This is a genomic window from Kitasatospora sp. NPDC056184 (genome assembly GCF_042268405.1).
Taxonomy (GTDB): domain Bacteria; phylum Actinomycetota; class Actinomycetes; order Streptomycetales; family Streptomycetaceae; genus Kitasatospora.
On the sequence record NZ_JBHJUI010000005.1, the window covers coordinates 388,901 to 406,772 of the forward strand.

The following is a 17,872-nucleotide window of genomic DNA, read 5'->3' on the forward strand; positions in this document are numbered from 1 at the left end:
CCACCGGGCCGATGTGCACCACGCTGGACCGCCCGCCGTCCCGGACGCACGGGCGGCCGGCCCCATCCACGTCCCGGCCCCGCCCGGGACGCCCCTGGTCACCGGGTCCGCGCCGGTGTCCCGGCCGCCCCCGCGCACCGCCCCGGCGACGTACGGTGGAACGGGAGGCCGAGACCATGCACGCCACCGGTACCCACTTCACCGACCGCACCGACGCGGGCCGCCGGCTGGCCGCCCTGCTGGGCCAGTGGCGCGGCCCCGGCACCGTGGTGGTGGCCCTGCCGCGCGGCGGCGTCCCGGTGGCCGCCGAGGTGGCCGACGCGCTGGACGCGCCGCTGGACATCTGCGTGATCCGCAAGCTGGGCGTGCCGTACCAGCCGGAGCTGGGCATGGGGGCGATCGGCGAGGACGGGGTGCGGGTGATCAACGACCAGGTGCTGCGGCCCGCCGGGGTCACCCCGGAGCAGCTGGCCGCCGTGGAGGCGCGCGAGCGGGTCGAGTTGGAGCGCCGGGCGCACCGCTACCGGGGCGGCCGGCCGCCGGTCGACGTGCGCGGGCGGACGGTGGTCGTGGTCGACGACGGCATCGCGACCGGTTCGACGGCCCGGGCCGCCTGTCTGATCGTGCGGGCGCGCGGGGCGGCGCGGGTGGTGCTCGCCGTGCCGGTGGCGCCGCCGGACTGGACGCAGCGGCTGGCCGGGGTCGCCGACGAGCTGGTCTGCGTCGGCACGCCGTCGCCGTTCTTCGCGATCGGCGAGTTCTACGCGGACTTCGCGCAGACCGAGGACGCCGAGGTGCTGCGCCGCCTCGCCGCGGCCCGCGCCGACACACCGGAGCCGGCGGCGTCCGACGGCGGGGTACCGGTGTCCGACGGCGGGGTACCGGCCTCCGACTCCGACGACGGGGTACCGCCCTCCGACGCCGAGGTGCCGCCCTCCGACCGCGAGCTGACGCTGCCGGCCGCCGGCGCCCGGCTGACCGGCCGGCTGACCGTGCCCGCCGGCGCCCGCGGCATCGTGGTGTTCGCCCACGGCAGCGGCAGCGGTCGGCACAGCCCGCGCAACCGCCACGTGGCCGCCCACCTGAACCGCGGCGGGCTGGCCACCTTCCTGTTCGACCTGCTCACCGAGGACGAGGAGGAGGACCGGCGGAACGTCTTCGACGTCGACCTGCTGGGCGCCCGGCTGACCGACGTGGCCCGCGCGCTGCCCGCCGAGCAGGCCCGCGAGGGCGGCGGACCGTTCCTGCCGCTCGGCCTGTTCGGCGCCAGCACCGGGGCCGCCGCCGCGCTGTGGACGGCCGCCCGGCTGGGCGACGGCGTGGGCGCGGTGGTCTCCCGGGGCGGGCGGCCGGACCTCGCCGGGGAGGAGGCGCTGGGCACCGTGCTCGCGCCGACGCTGCTGATCGTGGGCGGCCGGGACGAGGCGGTGATCGACCTGAACCGGCGGGCGCGCGAGCGGCTGCGCTGCGAGAGTGAGCTCGCGGTGGTCCCGCACGCCGGCCATCTGTTCGAGGAGCCCGGCACGCTGGACCGGGTCGCCGAGCTGGCCCGCGACTGGTTCGGCGGCCACCTCGTCCCCTGCGGGCCCCCGCCCTGAGCCGGTCGGAACCCCGACCGAAACCCTGACCGAAACCTCGGCCGAAACCCCCGTCGCACCACCGGCCGCACCACCGGCCGAAGCCCGGCCCCCGCCCTGACCAGCGCACACGTCCGATCGGCGCCGATCCGCAGAACTCGTGAAACACCCCGGATCCACCGAGCATTCTGCACAGCATGACCAGCGATTTCCTGATCACCTTGTACACATTGAACAGTGAAAACCCGATCTGTTGCCCAACCCGCCCGACTGGAGCAAGCTCTGCGCTCAGCCGCCCGCATCCCCCTCGCGCCACCCCCTCGCCCCACCCCCGCGGAGCGGCCGCCTCAAGCGGATGCCTCAATGCCGAGGCCTCAATGTGGAGGAACGACCGATGACCCCGCAGTCCCACGCCCTTGAGCTGACCCCCGAGGAGCGCGAGGCCGGTCTCGACGCCGAGCAGCTGCGCCGCCTCGTCGGCCTCGTCGAGCACGACCCCGCCAGCGACCCGTTCCCGGTCACCGCGCAGGACGCCGTCGTGTTCGTGGTCGGCAACGCCACCCAGACGGCCCAGTTCTACCAGGCCGTCTTCGGCATGGAGCTGGTCGCCTACTCCGGCCCGGAGACCGGCCGCCGGGACCGCAAGGCCTTCGTCCTGCGCTCCGGCTCCTGCCGCTTCGTGATCAAGGGCGGCGTCTCCCCCGACAGCCCGCTGCTGGACCACCACCGCCGCCACGGCGACGGCGTCGTCGACCTGGCCCTGGAGGTCCCGGACGTCGACAAGTGCATCGCGCACGCCCGCGCCCAGGGCGCCACCGTCCTGGAGGAGCCGAACGACGTCTCCGACGAGAACGGCACCGTGCGCCGCGCCGCGATCGCCACCTACGGCGAGACCCGCCACACCCTGATCGACCGCTCCCGCTACACCGGCCCGTACCTGCCCGGCTACATCGCCGCCCAGAGCAAGGTGCGGCACCCGGAGGGCTCGCCGCGCCGACTGTTCCAGGCCCTGGACCACGCGGTCGGCAACGTCGAGCTCGGCAAGATGGACGAGTGGGTCGCCTTCTACAACAAGGTCATGGGCTTCGTGAACATGGCCGAGTTCGTCGGCGACGACATCGCCACCGACTACTCCGCGCTGATGTCCAAGGTCGTCGCCAGCGGCAACCACCGGGTGAAGTTCCCGCTCAACGAGCCGGCCGTCGCCAAGAAGCGGTCGCAGATCGACGAGTACCTGGAGTTCTACACCGGCGCGGGCTGCCAGCACATGGCGCTGGCCACCAACGACATCCTCACCACCGTCGACGTGCTGCGCTCGCGCGGCGTCGAGTTCCTGAACACCCCCGACTCGTACTACGACGACCCCGAGCTGCGCGAGCGGATCGGCAAGGTCCGGGTGCCGATCGAGGAGCTGAAGAGCCGCGGCATCCTCGTCGACCGCGACGAGGACGGCTACCTGCTGCAGATCTTCACCAAGCCGATCGGCGACCGCCCGACCGTCTTCTACGAGTTCATCGAGCGGCATGGCTCGCTCGGTTTCGGGAAGGGCAACTTCAAGGCGCTCTTCGAGGCCATCGAGCGCGAGCAGGAGCGCCGCGGCAACCTCTGAGGCGCACGGCGCCGCAGGCCACCGGCCCGCGGCGCCGGCGACCTCCGGGGCGCGCAGCCACCGCTGAAGCCGCAGGAAGCTCTGGGCCACAGGAAGGTCCGGGAGGAGCAGGGACGATGGCGTACTACCGGCAGCTGGGCAGCATCCCGCCCAAGCGGCACACCCAGCACCGCACGCCCGAGGGCGGGCTGTACTACGAGGAGTTGATGGGCGAGGAGGGGTTCTCCTCGGACTCCTCGCTGCTCTACCACCGGGGCATCCCCTCGGCCGTCGTGAACGCCGTGCCGTGGGAGCTGCCCGACCAGTCGACGGTGCCCAACCATCCCCTGCTCCCCCGCCACCTCAAGCTGCACGAGCTGTTCCCGGGCCAGGAGTGGAAGTCCGCGGACGTCGTCGCCGGGCGCCGGCTCGTCCTCGGCAACGGCGACGTGCGGATCTCGTACGTCGCCGCCGGGGCGCCGAGCGAGCTCTACCGCAACGGGCTCGGCGACGAGTGCGTGTACGTGGAGTCCGGCTCCGGCACCCTGGAGACGGTCTTCGGCACGCTGGAGGTCGGCCAGGGCGACTACGTGATCATCCCCCGGGCGACCACCCACCGCTGGGTGCCGGCCGGCGACGAGCCGCTGCGCGCCTACTGCATCGAGGCGAACAGCCACATCACCCCGGTCAAGCGCTACCTCTCCAAGTACGGCCAGCTGCTGGAGCACGCGCCCTACTGCGAGCGGGACCTGCGCGCCCCGTCCGGACCGCTGCTGGTCGACGGCGGGGACGTCGACGTCCTGGTCAAGCACCGCGGCCCGAACGGGATCTCCGGCACCCGGTACACCGTGCCGCACCACCCCTTCGACGTGGTCGGCTGGGACGGCTGCCTGTACCCGTACGCGTTCAACATCCGGGACTTCGAGCCGATCACCGGGCGGATCCACCAGCCGCCGCCGGCCCACCAGGTGTTCGAGGGCAGCGGGTTCGTGATCTGCAACTTCGTTCCCCGCAAGGTGGACTACCACCCGCTGTCGATCCCGGTGCCGTACTACCACGCCAACGTGGACAGCGACGAGGTCATGTTCTACTGCGGCGGCGACTACGCGGCGCGCAAGGGCTCGGGCATCGGCCAGGGCTCGATCTCGCTGCACCCCGGCGGCCACACCCACGGCCCGCAGCCGGGCGCGTACGAGCGCTCCATCGGCGCGGACTTCTTCGACGAGCTCGCGGTGATGGTGGACACCTTCCGCCCGCTGGAGCTGGGCGAGGGCGGCCGGGCCTCGGAGGACTCCAACTACGCCTGGACGTGGTCGGGTCGGGGGCCGCAGCAGTGAGCACCGCCGCCGTGAGCACCGCCGCCGTGATCCCCCCGCTGTTCCAGGGGCTGTTCGACGACGCGGCGGTGTTCCCGCCCGGGAACCTGCCGGTCGCCGACGCGGTGCCCGCGCACCGCGCGCACCGCGCCGCCTGGTACGCCGACGCGGTCGGCCCGCTCCTCTGCGGGGCGGGCCGGCTGGACGAGCTGGCGGCCGCGGCGCGGCGTCCCGGGCCCGCCGCGGCCCAGGACCCCGCCCCCGCCCTCCGGGTCGGGCTGGTGCTGCCGGGGGGCAGCCCGGAGCTCGGCCCGGCCCTCGCCGCCGCCGCGCCCTTCGAGGTGGCCGGCGTCGAACTCGCCACCCGGGACGCCCGCGAGGCGGTCGCCGCGCTCGACCTGCTGCTGCCGGCGGACGTGCCGGCCGCGGTCGAGCTGCCGCGCGAACTGCTGCGCGGCGACGGCCTGGACGAGGTGCTGGACGTGCTGCTCGACAGCCCGTACCGGGCCAAGTTCCGCACCGGCGGCGTGGTCGCCGGCGCCTTCCCGGACGAGCGGGAGCTGGCCGGCCTCCTCACCGGGTGCGCGCGGCGCGGCCTGCCGTACAAGTGCACGGCCGGCCTGCACCACGCCGTCCGGCACACCGACGCGGCGACCGGCTTCGAGCACCACGGCTTCCTGAACGTGCTGCTGGCCGCGCAGGAGACCGACCCGGCCGCGGCCGCCGAGGTGCTCGCCGAGCGCGACGGCGAGGCGCTCGCCAAGGCCGTCCGTGCACTGACCGACCGTCAGACCACGGTGATCCGCAACTCGTTCACCGCGTTCGGCACCTGTAGCATCGCCGAGCCCCTGGACGACCTGGCCGCCCTCGGCCTGCTGTCGCCCGACCCGACGCCCCAGGAGGACCGTTGACCACCCCCCGTAGCTGGTTCGCCCCCGCGAACGACTCGCCGTTCGGCGTGCACAACCTGCCGTACGGCGTCTTCACGGCCGGCGACCGGCCGGGGCGGCGGCGGATCGGCGTGCGCGTCGGCGACTTCGTCCTGGACGCCGGAGCCGCCGCCCGCGCCGCCGGGGAACCGTCCGTGCTGCTCGACGCGGACTCGCTCAACCCGCTGCTGGGCGCGGGCCGCCCGGTGTGGACCGAGGTCCGCGCCGCGCTCACCCGCTGGCTGACCGGGGAGTCCCACCGGGACGCCCTCGCGCCGCTGCTGCTGCCGCTCGCCGAGGTGGAGCTCCACCTGCCGTTCGAGGTCGCCGACTACGTCGACTTCTACGCCTCCGAGCACCACGCCACCAACCTGGGCCGGATCCTCCGCCCCGGTTCGGAGCCGCTGACCCCCAACTGGAAGCACCTGCCGATCGGTTACCACGGCCGCTCCGGCACCGTGGTGGTCTCCGGCACCCCGGTGGTCCGCCCGCACGGCCAGCGAAAGGCCCCGACGGACGCCGTGCCGTCGTTCGGCCCGACCCGCCGGCTGGACATCGAGGCCGAGGTCGGCTTCGTCGTCGGCGCGCCCAGCACGATGGGCGAGCCCGTCACCCTGGACCGCTTCCGCGAGCACGTCTTCGGCGTCTGCCTGGTCAACGACTGGTCCGCGCGCGACATCCAGGGCTGGGAGTACGTGCCGCTCGGCCCGTTCCTCGGCAAGTCCTTCGCCACCTCCGTCTCGCCGTGGATCGTGCCGCTGGACGCCCTGGAGCAGGCCCGGATCGCCCCGCCGGCCCGCGAGGTCGAACCGCTCCCCTACCTCGACGACCGCGGCGGCGAGCCCTGGGGCCTGGACCTCGCCCTGGAGGTCCGCCTCAACGGCCACACGATCTCCCGCCCGCCGTTCGCCTCGATGTACTGGACGGCCGCCCAGCAGCTCACCCACATGACGGCCAACGGCGCCTCGCTGCGCACCGGCGACCTCTTCGCCTCCGGCACCGTCAGCGGCCCCGAGCCCGACACCCGCGGCGCGCTCATCGAGCTCACCTGGAACGGCGAGAACCCGCTCAAGCTCCCGGACGGCACGGCCCGCACCTTCCTGGAGAACGACGACGAGGTGTCCATCACCGCCACCGCCCCCGGCCCCGACGGCGCCGTCGTCGGCTTCGGCGAGGTCACCGGCCGCATCGTTCCCTGACGCCCCCCGAACCACCTTCCCCCGCCGGACGGAGGGCGGCCCCGGTCACCGACCGGAGCCGCCCTCCGTGCTTGCGGCCGGGCCGGGGCCCGAAGGTACGGTGACGGCACGGATCTTGACGGCAGGGACCTTGACGGTTGGGAGCGGGGACGATGGGTGACGAGGTTCGGGTGTGGCGGGACGGCCGGGTGGGGCGGATCGTGCTCGACCGGCCGCGGGCGCTCAACTCGCTGACGCACGCGATGGTCCTGGACGTCCGGGCGGCGCTGGAGGCCTGGGCCGGGGACGACGCGGTGCGGGCCGTGGTGCTGACCGGCGCCGGGGAGCGCGGGCTGTGCGCGGGCGGCGACATCCGGGCGTTCCACGACGACGCCAAGGCGGGCGGGGCCGGGACGCGCGCGTTCTTCCGCGACGAGTACCGGCTGAACGCGCTGGTCGCGCGCTACCCGAAGCCGTACGTCGCGGTGATGGACGGCATCACCATGGGCGGCGGCGTCGGGGTCTCCGCCCACGGGTCGGTGCGGATCGTCACCGAGCGCTCGGTGGTGGCCATGCCGGAGACCCGGATCGGCCTGGTGCCGGACGTCGGAGGGACCTGGCTGCTGTCCCGCGCGCCTGGCGAGCTGGGCACCCACCTGGCGCTGACCGCCGCCTCGATGACGGCCGGGGACGCGCTGCTGTGCGGGTTCGCCGACCACTTCGTGCCGTCGGCGAAGCTGCCGGACCTGCTGGCGTCCCTCGCCGACTCGCCGGTGGAGGAGGTGGTCTCCCGGTACGCGGACCCGGCGCCGACCGCCCCGCTCGCCGGGCAGCGGGCGTGGATCGACGCCTGCTACGCCGCCGACACCGTGGAGGAGATCACGGCGCGGCTGACCGCCGGCGGCGTCCCGGAGGCCAAGCAGGCCGCCGAGGAGCTGGCCGAGCGGTCGCCGACGATGCTCAAGGTCACCCTGGCCGCCCTGCGGCGCGCCCGGGCGCACGGCGCGCTGGAGGAGAGCCTGGCCCAGGAGTACCGGGTCTCGTGCGCCGCGCTCGCCCACCACGACCTGGTGGAGGGCATCCGCGCGCAGGTGGTCGACAAGGACCGCGACCCGCACTGGTCCCCGGCCACGCTCGCCGGGGTCGACGAGCGGACGGTGTCCGCGTTCTTCGAGCCGCCGGCCGACGGGGACTGGTCCCTCGCCTGACCTGCGAACGGGTGACGACCGTCTCGCGGACCGAGACTGGCGCGAGGCGGGCCGGTTCGTAGATCGTGGGGTCCGTCAGAGCGCGCAACGGAATGGGAGTCAACGGCGATGACCGAGACCTACGAGACGATCCTGGTGGACCGCAAGGGCCGGGTCGGCCTGATCACCCTCAACCGGCCCGAGGCGCTCAACGCGCTCAACACCCGGCTGATGAACGAGGTCGTGGCCGCGGCCACCGCGTTCGACCGGGACCCGGAGATCGGCTGTCTGGTGATCACGGGGTCGGCGAAGGCGTTCGCGGCGGGCGCCGACATCAAGGAGATGCAGGGCAACCGGTTCCCGGACGTCTACCTGGACGACTGGCTGGGCCCGTGGGACCGCCTGGGCGCGCTGCGCAAGCCGGTCGTCGCGGCGGTGGCCGGCTTCGCGCTGGGCGGCGGCTGCGAGCTGGCGATGCTCTGCGACATCCTGATCGCGGCCGACACCGCGAAGTTCGGCCAGCCGGAGATCAAGCTGGGTGTCATTCCGGGCATCGGCGGCTCGCAGCGGCTCACCCGGGCGGTCGGCAAGGCGAAGGCCATGGAGCTGTGCCTGACCGGCCGGATGATGGGAGCGGAGGAGGCCGAGCGGGCCGGCCTGGTCTCCCGGATCGTCCCGGCCGACGAGCTGCTCGCCGAGGCGCTGGCGACGGCCGAGAAGGTCGCCGGGATGTCCACCCCGGCGGCGATCATGATGAAGGAGAGCGTCAACCGCGCCTTCGAGACCACCCTCGCGGAGGGCGTCCGCTTCGAGCGCCGCCTCTTCCACGCGGCCTTCGCGACGGCGGACCAGAAGGAGGGCATGGCGGCCTTCGCCGAGAAGCGCCCGCCGGTGTTCAAGCACCGCTGAGCCCGGCCCTGGAAGGCCCCTGCGGAAGGGGCCTTCCAGCGTTCTTCAACGCTCCTCCCTGCGAACGGGCCGGGCGGGCGCGTCCAACCAGGCCCACTGCTCCCCCTCGGCGACCGTCACCCCGAAGCGGGACGGCCCCGGCCTCCCCTGCCGCTCCCACCAGCGGTGGGCCTCCTCCACCTCGTCCCAGAGCCGGCGCGGGCCGTGCTGCCACACGGTGCCGTCGGGATCGACGGCGGCCCAGGAACCGGCGTCGGTGCTCGCCACCCAGAGCCGGGCGGCGTCCTCCTCCCAGGCGGTCCACACGTCGCCGAGCCGCAGACCGAGCGCGAACCGGGCCTCCCAGGCGTCGCCGGTGACCTGGGCCGGCGCCAACGTCGTTCGGCCCCTCTCCGGCACGTGCTCGTCGCGGACGACATCGCGGAAGATCCGCAGCTCCTGCCGCTGGGTGCGCATCAGCATGAACGCCGAGTGCGGACTGAAGCGGCCCTGCGCCCCGTGGAGTCCGACGGTGAGCCGGAGCAGGCCCCAGCAGATCATCGGGTTGTCCCACGGCGTGAGGACGGTGCCGCCGGGACGGCTCTGCTCGATCCACGCCCACGGCACGCGGCGGACCGAGCAGGTCGAGATCACCCGGTCGTACGGCGCCCGACGCTTCCAGCCGTCGGCGCCGTCCCCGCAGACCACGTCCACGTCGAGGCCGGCCGCGTAGAGCGACGCCCGCGCCTGCCGGACGATGTCCGAGTCGATCTCGACCGAGACGATGTTCTCGGGACCGAGCTGATGCGCCAGCAGCGCCGCATTCCACCCGGTCCCGGTGCCGATCTCCAACACCCGCGCCCCCGGCCGGAGACCGAGATCGCACAGCATCCGGACGACGATCGAGGGAGCGGAGGCCGAGGAAGAGGGCCAGATATCGACTGACTCCTGACCATCGTTGACCTGGGTCACGATCGGCACGTCGGCGTAGGCCGCCGCGAACCACCGGTCGTGAGCCGTCTGAAGATCGACGGGTTCATAGCCGCCGTCACCGTCCGCCAACCAGATCCGCTCCGGCAGGAAGCGATGCCGCGGAAGGGCGCGGATTGCGTCCTGCCATGCGCGCGGAACGGGACCGCCGAGCGCTTCGCCGACGGCCCGGAGCAGGCCGCGCACAGCGGCCTGCTCCGGTTGATAGATGGAGTCCGTCACTTCTTGTCGTCATCCTTCCGGTGCTTCGGTTCGGGCAACGGCTGCGCCCCGTCGGGCGACGGCTTGGCGGTCCCGGGGTCCTTCTTGCCCCCGTGCTTGCCGTTGCTGTCCTTGTCGGTTCCCCAGGTCATGGGTCCTCCTTGTGTTGTGTTGCGCCTACCGGTCCGGCGGCCGGGGCGTGGGCGGGCTCGCGGGCTTCGGTTTGGGCGGCCTCTGTTCGGTCGTGGACACAGCGGCACTCCCTTCGGCTGGTGGGAGCGGGGTTGGTGGTACCGCCCGCGCTGCCGGCCCGGCAGCGCGGGCGGCGTTCAGTGGGAGCGGTTGATCAGCACCACAGCGGCAACGACGACATGGAGAGCAGCCGCCACCGACACCCCGTACGCGGCCCAGACCTGGACGTAATCGGGACCGCGCGGAGAGCCGTTGTTCGGCCGATGCGAGCCAGACGGTCCGACTGGCAGGACGGCAGGCCCTCTGCGGCCGAGGTCAGCGCAACAATGCGCGCCCAGGACCCTCCGCCGATGGCAAGCCCGATTCCCCGGTTCGGTGAGCAGATTGGTGCCTCCGACGACCATGCCGGCCTGCACGATGACCCGGGCCGGCGAGTCGGTGACGGAGCTATCGATCATGGGTCGTCTCGTTCTCGGTGAGGTAGTGGCGGGCAGAGCCGGCGGGTCCTCCGGCCCGTTAGGCAGGAGGACCCGCCGGCCCGGGTCGTGCCTCCCGCCCAGCCAGGGCGGGAGGCACGACCCGCACCCCGCCCTGGCTGGGGGGAGCCCGAGCTACATGGCCGACTGGTAGGAGTCCAGGGCGGCCAGAAGAAGGACTCCGACATCGGACGCCGGGTGTGGACCGATCACGGCCCACACTCGCTTGCCAGTGAGGTGAGGCTCGTAGCCGCTCGATTCGGTGTAGCTACTGATCAGCTCCAGGCCGCGCCCGGATTCGTCATCGGAGCAGGCCTTACTCAGCACCGGCGCCTCGACGGTGCCGTCTGTGACCGTGATGGTGACCCGATCGCCGTCCAGCCACATCTCGACGTCGATGAGCCCGAGTGCCGGACGACCGTGCCGACCCGCATTGGTCACCACCTCCGTGAGGACCAGGAGCACGGCGAAAGCCTGGTCACCTTCCGAATCGAGCCCCCAGAGCCGGAGAACCTCGGCGGCGTTGGACCGGAGGGCGGGAACGGCGGCGGACACGTGGTCGACCGACCAAGTGGCCCTCGAAGCGCCGAACGGGGCTTGTGGGCAGGCCTCCATCTCAAGCCTGCGGGCGACGCGATGCGACTCCGCCGCATTGACTCGAAGGGGGTTCGGCACTGGGGCTCCTGTGGGGACACGGAGGGGGCAAGATCCGGCCCTGCGAGGGAACGCAGGCTGGTCACCGAAAGCCGCCTGGCGTTCCGAGCCAGCTGTGCGGCCTTCCTGGCGGCTGTGCTCCAGTCAACGGGCGTCAGCGCCGTTTGGGCAGGGTGGATATCCGGTTGAGTGCTCGCACTGCACCGGAGGTTTTGACGTTCTCTTTGCCAATCCTCCTGAACCCAACGCCACGGAAGCGCTACTTTGCGTGCATGAGTGGTAATGCCGCGCTCCGTCTGCGACTGGCCGAACTCGGCCTGAGCCACGCCGAGCTCGCTCACCGCGTGAATCAGCACATCGAGAAGGTCACCGGCCGTTACGGCGGTTGCAGCCAGCGAACAGTGCGGGACTGGCTCAATGGCAAAACGGCTTGGCCTCACCAGAAGCAGCGTGCTTCTTTGGAGGCAGTATTCGACTGTACGGCCGAAGAACTCGGCTTCACCCGCCGGGGCGCGAAGCGCCTCGCTCCGCAACCGGAGGAAGACGTGCGGCGTCGAACCTTCATCGCATCCGGGTCGGCTGCCGCAGCAGCATCCGCGTTCCCGGCCCCCAGCTCACGGACCACTCTCGGCGCATCCGACGTGCTGAGGCTTCGCGCAGGTCTGGAGACGCTCCACGCCCTCGACGATCACCAAGGCGGCCACACCGCCTTGGAACGTGCGGCCCTCGCCCGCGCCGATCAGGTGCTGTCCTCGCTACGCAAGGGCAGTGCCACCGAGCGGGTGCGCCGGCGACTCTTCAGTGTCGCCGCCGACTTCACCGCTGTAGCGGCCTGGTCATGCATCGACGCCCGCGCACTCGATGACGCACAGCGGCATCTCGACACCTGCATGCGGCTCGCCGGTCTCGCCCAGGACTCGCCGGCTCAGTTCAGAGCTTGGAACTTGATCGCGATGCTCAACAATCAGCGGGGCCGCCACGCTGATGCCGTCGCCGCTGCCCACGCCGCTCGGGTCACGGGCATCACCCGCCGCGACCCGATGTACTCCTCGCTTGCGCATGCCCGCACGGCAGTCGGTCAATCGAACATCGGTGACCGTCAAGCGGCGGTCCGCTCCCTCGGGCTCGCCAATGAAGCTCTCTCCCGCTCCCGCCATGAACCCCGGCCGTCCTGGGTGGCGTTCTACGGGCCCGCTGAGCTTCACGCGCTCACCGCGGTTGTCCACGGCCGACTCGGCGAGAACCAGCAGGCCGAAGGCGCGTCCCATCAAGCGCTTGCCATGCTCCCGAACCAGTTCCGCAGAAACCGGTCCCTCATCACGGCCCGCCTCGCCCTTGCCCAGCTCCACCAGGACGATTTGGAGCTGGCCACCGCGACCGCGTCCACCGTCTTCGACCTCATGGATGGTGCCCCGATGCCAGGGCGCCTGCGGACCCTCCTCGGTGACTTCCAGCGGGACCTGCTGACCCTTTCAGCGAACGGCAGAGCTGCGAGAGAGTGGGGCGACCGCTATCGGACCGAATGGAGCCGAACGTGATCGAGCTACGTCATTTCCAGAAGGACGCGCTACCTGAGGGCTTTCGTCAGATGCTGCTCGACGTCCACGCGGATGCTTACGCCGCCGAACTGGTCGAGGACGAGTTCGTGCAGCGCTTCCCGTGGTTCGTCGACCACTGGACGAGCCTGACAGGCTTCGCCTGCGTCGTCGCGTACGACGGCGACGAACCGGTCGGCTTCGCCTATGGCGCGCCGCTGACCGTCGGCCGGGAGTGGTGGCGCGATCACATCGCCACTCCGCCGCTGCGGTGCGCCACCTTCGGGTTCTCCGAACTGATGATCCGTCCGGCATGGCGAAAGAAGGGGATCTCCTCACAGCTCCAGTCCGCCTTGATCGACGACCGGCCCGAGGACCTGGCCGTGCTCCTCGTCGACCCCGGCCACCCCAAGGTGCAGAGGCTGTACGAGTCCTGGGGCTACAGGGCGATCGGGCTCAGGCAACCCTTCCCGGACTCGCCCCGCTTCGCCGTCATGCTCCGCACGCTCCAGTAGAGGGCACCTCGCACAGCGCGACCTGACACACCCGAGCCTCCATTTCTGCGTTCGAGGTGAGGCTCCCGCCGATCGGGTAGGTGTGCCGTGGCGGATCCGACGAGGAGGCGGGATGGACGGCCATGACCAAGAACGAGCCCGCGAAGCGATCGGGTTTGCGCATCGCCAGTGGGAAGGACCGCCCGACGCTCGCCGAGCGATCCGTACTGGTGACGGTCGAGCTACTGGACGGTCGGCGGGCCGCCGAGTCCGAGTACCAGCTGAGAGAGGTAGCCGCCGAGGCCTTCGCGGAGCCCCCGTACGGCGAGGGGCCCGCCGATGCGGAACGGGCTTTCCGCCGGTTCCGCTCGCAGGTGCGGCGGCGAGGATTTCGTGCGGCGATCGCGTTCGAGGGCGAGACCGTCGTAGGGATGGCCTACGGCTACCCGCTGTCGGCGAACACCAGGTGGTGGGACACTCTGCTCGGCCCTGTGCCGGATGAGCTTCGGAAGGAGGACGGAACGCGTACCTTCGGCCTCTTCGAGCTGGCGGTCCGGCCCGGGTGGCGCCGCCGGGGCGTCGCCACCCGCATGCACCGGGTTCTCGTCGACGGCCTCGACAATGCACGGGTGATGCTGAACAGCCGACCGGAGGCGACCGCCGCCCAGGCTGCCTACCTCTCCTGGGGCTACCGGCGGGTGGGATCGGCGATTCCGTGGGAGGGCGCAGCGGTCCACGACGTCATGATTCTCGACATGGAAAGTGCTTCGGGCCCGATCGTATGATCGCCGGCCACGCGAACGGTCCCGAAGCGACCCGATGACGGGCAGCGCGGCCGATCGCGCCTCCGCGCCACCGCGTTCTGTGTCCGTCGCGTGGGGCGGTGGTGCGGGCGGACGGGCGGGTGATGGCTGTCCGGCCAGCGGGCAGGGGGACTTGGGAGCCGCCGGGTGGGGTAGTGGAGATTGCGGAGATCGTCGAGGACGGGGTGCGACAGGAGGCCGTCATGGTCCCGCGCGCTCCGGTGAAGGGCGTGTCCGCCACCACAACGAGGAGTTCCGACTTGGACGAGCACCGTACGCCGTTTCTCTACGTCGTCGTCTGCGCCTCGGCTGTGGCCGGCGGGGTCGACGCACTGATCACCGCCGCCCACGCCGAAGGCTGGGAGGTCGGAGTGATAGCCACGCCCAACGCGCTGGGGTTCATCGACCAGGAGTCCATAGAGAAGCAGACCGGCTACCCGGTCCGCTCCGCCTGGCGCACCCCCGGCAGTCCCCGGCCGCTGCCCCCGGCGGACGCCATCGCGGTCGGCTGCGCCACCTTCAACACCATCAACAAGTGGGCGCTCGGCATCACCGACACCCTCGCCCTCGGCATCCTCTGCGAGGCCTACGGGCTGGGCGTCCCGATGGCCGCCCAGCCCTTCGTCAACTCCGCCCTCACCGCCCATCCGGCCTACGCGGAGAGCCTCGCGCGGCTCCGCTCCATGGGCGTCCTCATCGCCGACCAGACACCCCACCCGCCCAAGTCCAAAGCCGCACGCGACCAGTACGACTGGACCCGCGTCCTCGACCTGCTCCGCCCGGTCCTGCGTTCGAGGTGAGGCCCACGCCGATCGGGGCAGCTGTGCCGGACGGGTATCCGGTCGCGCGGGCCCCGGTGGGAGCTCTGGATCCCGCTCCCCCGGCTCCGGAGGTGAAGCGGCCCGGTCCTCGACGCTTCGAGGACCGGGCCGCTCGGCAGAGTCCGGAGGCTCCGGATCAGGAGGTGATGATCAGGTTGCGGACCGCGTCGCTGACTTCGGGCAGGCTGCCGGGGTGGGCCCACTGGTGGGCGTCGTGCTCGGTCAGGACGATCGGCTCGGTCCTCTCCACGGTGACGGCGAAGTTGAACTGGCGGGTGGTGGTACCGCGGCTGTTCTCGTAATCGAAGTGCCCGATGTAGCCAACGACCTGGTCGATGGTCAGGCCGGTCTCCTCGCCGGTCTCGCGGTGCAGGGCATCCAGGATGCTCTCCCCGGCCTCGACCGTCCCGGAAGGGATCTCCCACAGTCCGCCCAGGTAGTCGTCGGGATTGCGGCGCACGAGCAGGACCCGCCCGTCGTGGTTGATCACGGCGGCGGCGACGAGGCCGGTGACACCGGCGGCTGCGGCCTCAGTCGCCAAGCCGGCCACGAACTCGGGGGAGGTGACGGTCACAGCAGCTCCTCGTAGTGGTCGCTGATCTTCATGGCCGCGCGGACGTACTGCTCGGCCAGCTCCAGATCCTGCTCACGATGCCAGACCGGGATCTTGATCATGTGGGCATGGGCGTGCTCTGCGACCGGGAAGTCACCCGGCTCGTACCGGCGGTGGGAGTGCGGGTGGCCGGGGAACAGCATCGTCGGGTGCTGGTACAGCGGCAGCTGGTTCAGCGGACGGGTGGAGCCGGGCCGGTCGAACTCGGTGGCACCCTCGGCGATCAGCGCCTGGTGGAACGTCTCGATCGGCAGGCCGCCGAGCTCGGCCGGCTTGTACGTGAGCGTCAATCCGTACCAGGACGGGACCACCCCTTCGGGCATCTCGGTGACCTCCAGGCCCGGTATCCGAGCCAGCCGTCCGGTCAGGTAGCGCGCGATCTCCGCCCGGCCGGCGAGGTGGTCGTCCAGGCGAGCGAGCTGGTGACGGGCAATTGCGGCGGCGAGCGGGTGGATACGGAGCTTGAGACCGGCCCCGGTGACCGCGTACCGCGCGAGCGGATGGCCTTCCGGGATCTCGGTCCTGGCCCGCTTGTTGTAGTGCGCGAGCGTGATGACCCGGTGGTACGTGTCGTCGTCGTCCGTGAGGACGAACCCGCCCTCACCGCCGGACAGCGGCTTGGGGCCGTTGAGCGAGAACGCTCCGGCGAGACCGAACGTGCCGACCTTCTGCCCGGCGATGCCGGCCGGCCCTGTCGGAGCCGAGCAGGCCGGGCAGGCGGTCCTCGCACGCCTGGTGGCCGAGACCGATGACCGCAGCGCGTCGCTTCATGGGCAGACTCCTTCCGCTTCGTGAAGGAAGTTCTTCGGTGTGCGTCGAGTACAGCCCAACTCGCTTCCACCGAACAGGCATTGTCTGTAGTCCCGGGGTTGTCCCGCCTTCGCCGGCAGTAGGCTCGCGGTCACTGTCGATGACGGGATTGGCCCGTGGACGACCCGATCCGGCACCCCCTCGCCTACGCACGCGTACTGCGCGGCTGGTCGCAGGGCGGCCTTGTCGCCCGCCTCGACCGGGCCGCCCGCCGCCACGGGCTCCTCTCCGGCGCCGACAAGGCGGCCGTCAGCAGGTGGGAGAACTGGCGCAAGACGCCGAACCTCGACTCCCAGCTCCTGATCGCCGAAGCCTTCGGCATCAGGATCTCGGAGATGGAGGCGTACGGCTGGCCCTACTGGCTGCCCGGACGCGACGAACCGCTGCCGCTGGGGTCCGCCTACACCGTTCAAGCCCTCCACGACGCGCAGAGAGCCTCCATGGACCGACGCAGCTTCATGACCTACAGCGCTGTCTCGCTGGCCGGCCTCGCCGCCCGGTGGGCCGCGATCGAACCCGAACGCCTCACCTCGGCCCTCGGGGGAAAGCGGGTGGACGCCGAACTCGTGGACTGGCTGGAGGACACCAGCACGAAGCTGACAGGCCTGCCCACCGAACAGCGCCAGCACACGGTTCGCCTGATGGACGCTCACCTGGCCACGGTGACCGAGCTGATCGAGGACGGCCGCTACAGCGAGAACACCGGCCGCAGGCTGCACCTGCTGGCGGCCTCGCTCGCCACCACCTGCGGATGGCACCGCTTCGACCAGGGCCGGCACTGGGCTGCCGGGAAGCTGTGGGGTGCGGCCCTGCAGTCCGCGCACGCCGCCGGCGACCGCGACCACGGCGCCGGGGTGCTCTCGGACTTCGCCTACCAGTCGAACTGGCTCGGCAAGCCGAAGGTCTCCGTGGACCAGCTCGGATACGCGCTGTCCGGCATCGAGCACCCCGCCGCCCAGTCCCTGCTGTTCCTCCGCCGGGCCAGGGCCCACGCCGCGCTTGGCGACCGCTCCGCCTGCTACCGCGACCTGTCCGAGGCCGAATCCGCTCTCGCCGTCGAGGCCGCCGACCCCGCACCCGGCTGGTGCGCGTGGATGAGCCCGGCCGACCTCGCCGTGGACTCCGGCCAGTGCCTCCTGGACCTCGGCCGAACCGACGAGGCCCATGCCCGGATCGCCGAGGGCATGACCCTGCTGCCCCGCGCCAGGGACAAGACACGCGGCATCTTCCTGACCTACCAGGCCAAGGGCTACCTCCAGGCCAACGACGTCGAGCAAGCGCTCGCCGTCACCAGTGAGTCGCTCGACCTGGCCACCCGCATCGGCGCCCCGCGGTGCGTTGCCCTGGTCCGGGAGCTCGCGCCGGCCTTCAAGCCCTACCACCGGGTCGACGGCGTCCCGGATTTCCTGGAGCGGCTGAAGGCCGGCTGAGCACACCAGCCGGGGGAAGGCCTATCGCGGAGTCGCTGCTGGGCCGGTCGGAGCCGCCGCAGTACTGGGGCCAGGCCTCTGGTGCCGTCGGCCGGCTGCTGCAGACCTAAGTCGGCGGTGCGTCATGCCGTCTCCGCAGAGCGGAGGGGTCCGGCAACCTCGGCTTCGTCCTCTCGACTGCGGCCGAGGG

17 protein-coding genes are annotated in these 17,872 nt (G+C 71.9%); 12 read left to right on the top strand and 5 right to left on the bottom strand.

What is annotated here, in order from left to right:
* The first annotated feature begins 176 nt into the window (after positions 1-176).
* From ACFC0B_RS13750 to ACFC0B_RS13780, 7 genes are all read left to right on the top strand, one after another.
* Complete coding sequence (locus ACFC0B_RS13750; protein WP_376085834.1) at positions 177-1,598, top strand: phosphoribosyltransferase family protein; 1,422 nt, start codon at positions 177-179, stop codon at positions 1,596-1,598.
* 373 nt (positions 1,599-1,971) lie between these two features.
* Positions 1,972-3,186, top strand: a complete 1,215-nt coding sequence (hppD, locus tag ACFC0B_RS13755; protein ID WP_376085837.1) for a 4-hydroxyphenylpyruvate dioxygenase — start codon at positions 1,972-1,974, stop codon at positions 3,184-3,186.
* 116 nt (positions 3,187-3,302) lie between these two features.
* On the top strand, positions 3,303-4,502 hold the full coding sequence (locus ACFC0B_RS13760) for a homogentisate 1,2-dioxygenase (RefSeq protein ID WP_376085839.1): 1,200 nt from the start codon (positions 3,303-3,305) through the stop codon (positions 4,500-4,502).
* A gap of 11 nt (positions 4,503-4,513) precedes the next feature.
* Positions 4,514-5,392, top strand: a complete 879-nt coding sequence (locus tag ACFC0B_RS13765) for a hypothetical protein (protein ID WP_376085841.1) — start codon at positions 4,514-4,516, stop codon at positions 5,390-5,392.
* Complete coding sequence (gene fahA, locus ACFC0B_RS13770) at positions 5,389-6,609, top strand: fumarylacetoacetase (RefSeq protein WP_376085844.1); 1,221 nt, start codon at positions 5,389-5,391, stop codon at positions 6,607-6,609. Before ACFC0B_RS13765 ends, fahA begins: the two co-directional genes overlap by 4 nt.
* A 152-nt stretch (positions 6,610-6,761) precedes the next feature.
* Complete coding sequence (locus ACFC0B_RS13775; protein WP_376085846.1) at positions 6,762-7,796, top strand: enoyl-CoA hydratase/isomerase family protein; 1,035 nt, start codon at positions 6,762-6,764, stop codon at positions 7,794-7,796.
* A 108-nt stretch (positions 7,797-7,904) separates the two neighbouring features.
* Positions 7,905-8,684 (top strand): enoyl-CoA hydratase, encoded by a 780-nt coding sequence (locus ACFC0B_RS13780; protein WP_376085848.1) that lies wholly within the window; start codon positions 7,905-7,907, stop codon positions 8,682-8,684.
* Between the two features lie 45 nt (positions 8,685-8,729).
* Here ACFC0B_RS13780 and ACFC0B_RS13785 read toward each other — a convergent pair whose 3' ends face one another.
* From ACFC0B_RS13785 to ACFC0B_RS13795, 3 genes are all read right to left on the bottom strand, one after another.
* A complete protein-coding gene (locus tag ACFC0B_RS13785; RefSeq protein WP_376085851.1) occupies positions 8,730-9,875 on the bottom strand; it encodes a methyltransferase domain-containing protein in 1,146 nt (381 codons plus the stop codon).
* Positions 9,872-10,006: a hypothetical protein gene (locus ACFC0B_RS13790; protein ID WP_376085853.1), complete on the bottom strand. Its 135-nt coding sequence runs from the start codon at positions 10,004-10,006 to the stop codon at positions 9,872-9,874. Before ACFC0B_RS13790 ends, ACFC0B_RS13785 begins: the two co-directional genes overlap by 4 nt.
* 651 nt (positions 10,007-10,657) lie before the next feature.
* Positions 10,658-11,197: an ATP-binding protein gene (locus tag ACFC0B_RS13795; protein WP_376085856.1), complete on the bottom strand. Its 540-nt coding sequence runs from the start codon at positions 11,195-11,197 to the stop codon at positions 10,658-10,660.
* A 251-nt stretch (positions 11,198-11,448) separates the two neighbouring features.
* On the opposite strand from ACFC0B_RS13795, the gene ACFC0B_RS13800 reads away from it, so the two are divergent.
* The 4 genes from ACFC0B_RS13800 to ACFC0B_RS13815 all read left to right on the top strand — a co-directional run bounded on the left by ACFC0B_RS13800 (position 11,449) and on the right by ACFC0B_RS13815 (position 14,808).
* Complete coding sequence (locus ACFC0B_RS13800; RefSeq protein ID WP_376085858.1) at positions 11,449-12,714, top strand: helix-turn-helix domain-containing protein; 1,266 nt, start codon at positions 11,449-11,451, stop codon at positions 12,712-12,714.
* Positions 12,699-13,226, top strand: coding sequence for a GNAT family N-acetyltransferase (locus ACFC0B_RS13805; RefSeq protein ID WP_376085860.1), 528 nt, complete (start codon positions 12,699-12,701; stop codon positions 13,224-13,226). The genes ACFC0B_RS13800 and ACFC0B_RS13805 overlap by 16 nt, the downstream gene beginning before the upstream one ends.
* A 122-nt stretch (positions 13,227-13,348) precedes the next feature.
* Positions 13,349-13,990, top strand: coding sequence for a GNAT family N-acetyltransferase (locus tag ACFC0B_RS13810; RefSeq protein ID WP_376085863.1), 642 nt, complete (start codon positions 13,349-13,351; stop codon positions 13,988-13,990).
* Between the two features lie 278 nt (positions 13,991-14,268).
* Positions 14,269-14,808 carry a flavoprotein gene (locus ACFC0B_RS13815; RefSeq protein ID WP_376085865.1) on the top strand — a complete coding sequence of 180 codons (540 nt, stop codon included), beginning with the start codon at positions 14,269-14,271 and terminating at the stop codon, positions 14,806-14,808.
* Positions 14,809-14,965: 157 nt separating this feature from the next.
* On the opposite strand, the gene ACFC0B_RS13820 is transcribed toward ACFC0B_RS13815, so the two are convergent.
* Together ACFC0B_RS13820 and ACFC0B_RS13825 are read right to left on the bottom strand one after the other, a co-directional pair.
* Entirely contained in the window at positions 14,966-15,403 is a 438-nt protein-coding gene (locus ACFC0B_RS13820) for an NUDIX domain-containing protein (protein ID WP_376085868.1), read from the bottom strand.
* Entirely contained in the window at positions 15,400-16,200 is an 801-nt protein-coding gene (locus ACFC0B_RS13825) for a DegT/DnrJ/EryC1/StrS family aminotransferase (RefSeq protein WP_376085999.1), read from the bottom strand. Before ACFC0B_RS13825 ends, ACFC0B_RS13820 begins: the two co-directional genes overlap by 4 nt.
* 168 nt (positions 16,201-16,368) lie before the next feature.
* Here ACFC0B_RS13825 and ACFC0B_RS13830 point away from each other — a divergent pair, with 168 nt between their 5' ends.
* Positions 16,369-17,682 (top strand): helix-turn-helix transcriptional regulator, encoded by a 1,314-nt coding sequence (locus ACFC0B_RS13830; RefSeq protein ID WP_376085870.1) that lies wholly within the window; start codon positions 16,369-16,371, stop codon positions 17,680-17,682.
* The last annotated feature ends 190 nt before the right edge of the window (positions 17,683-17,872 follow it).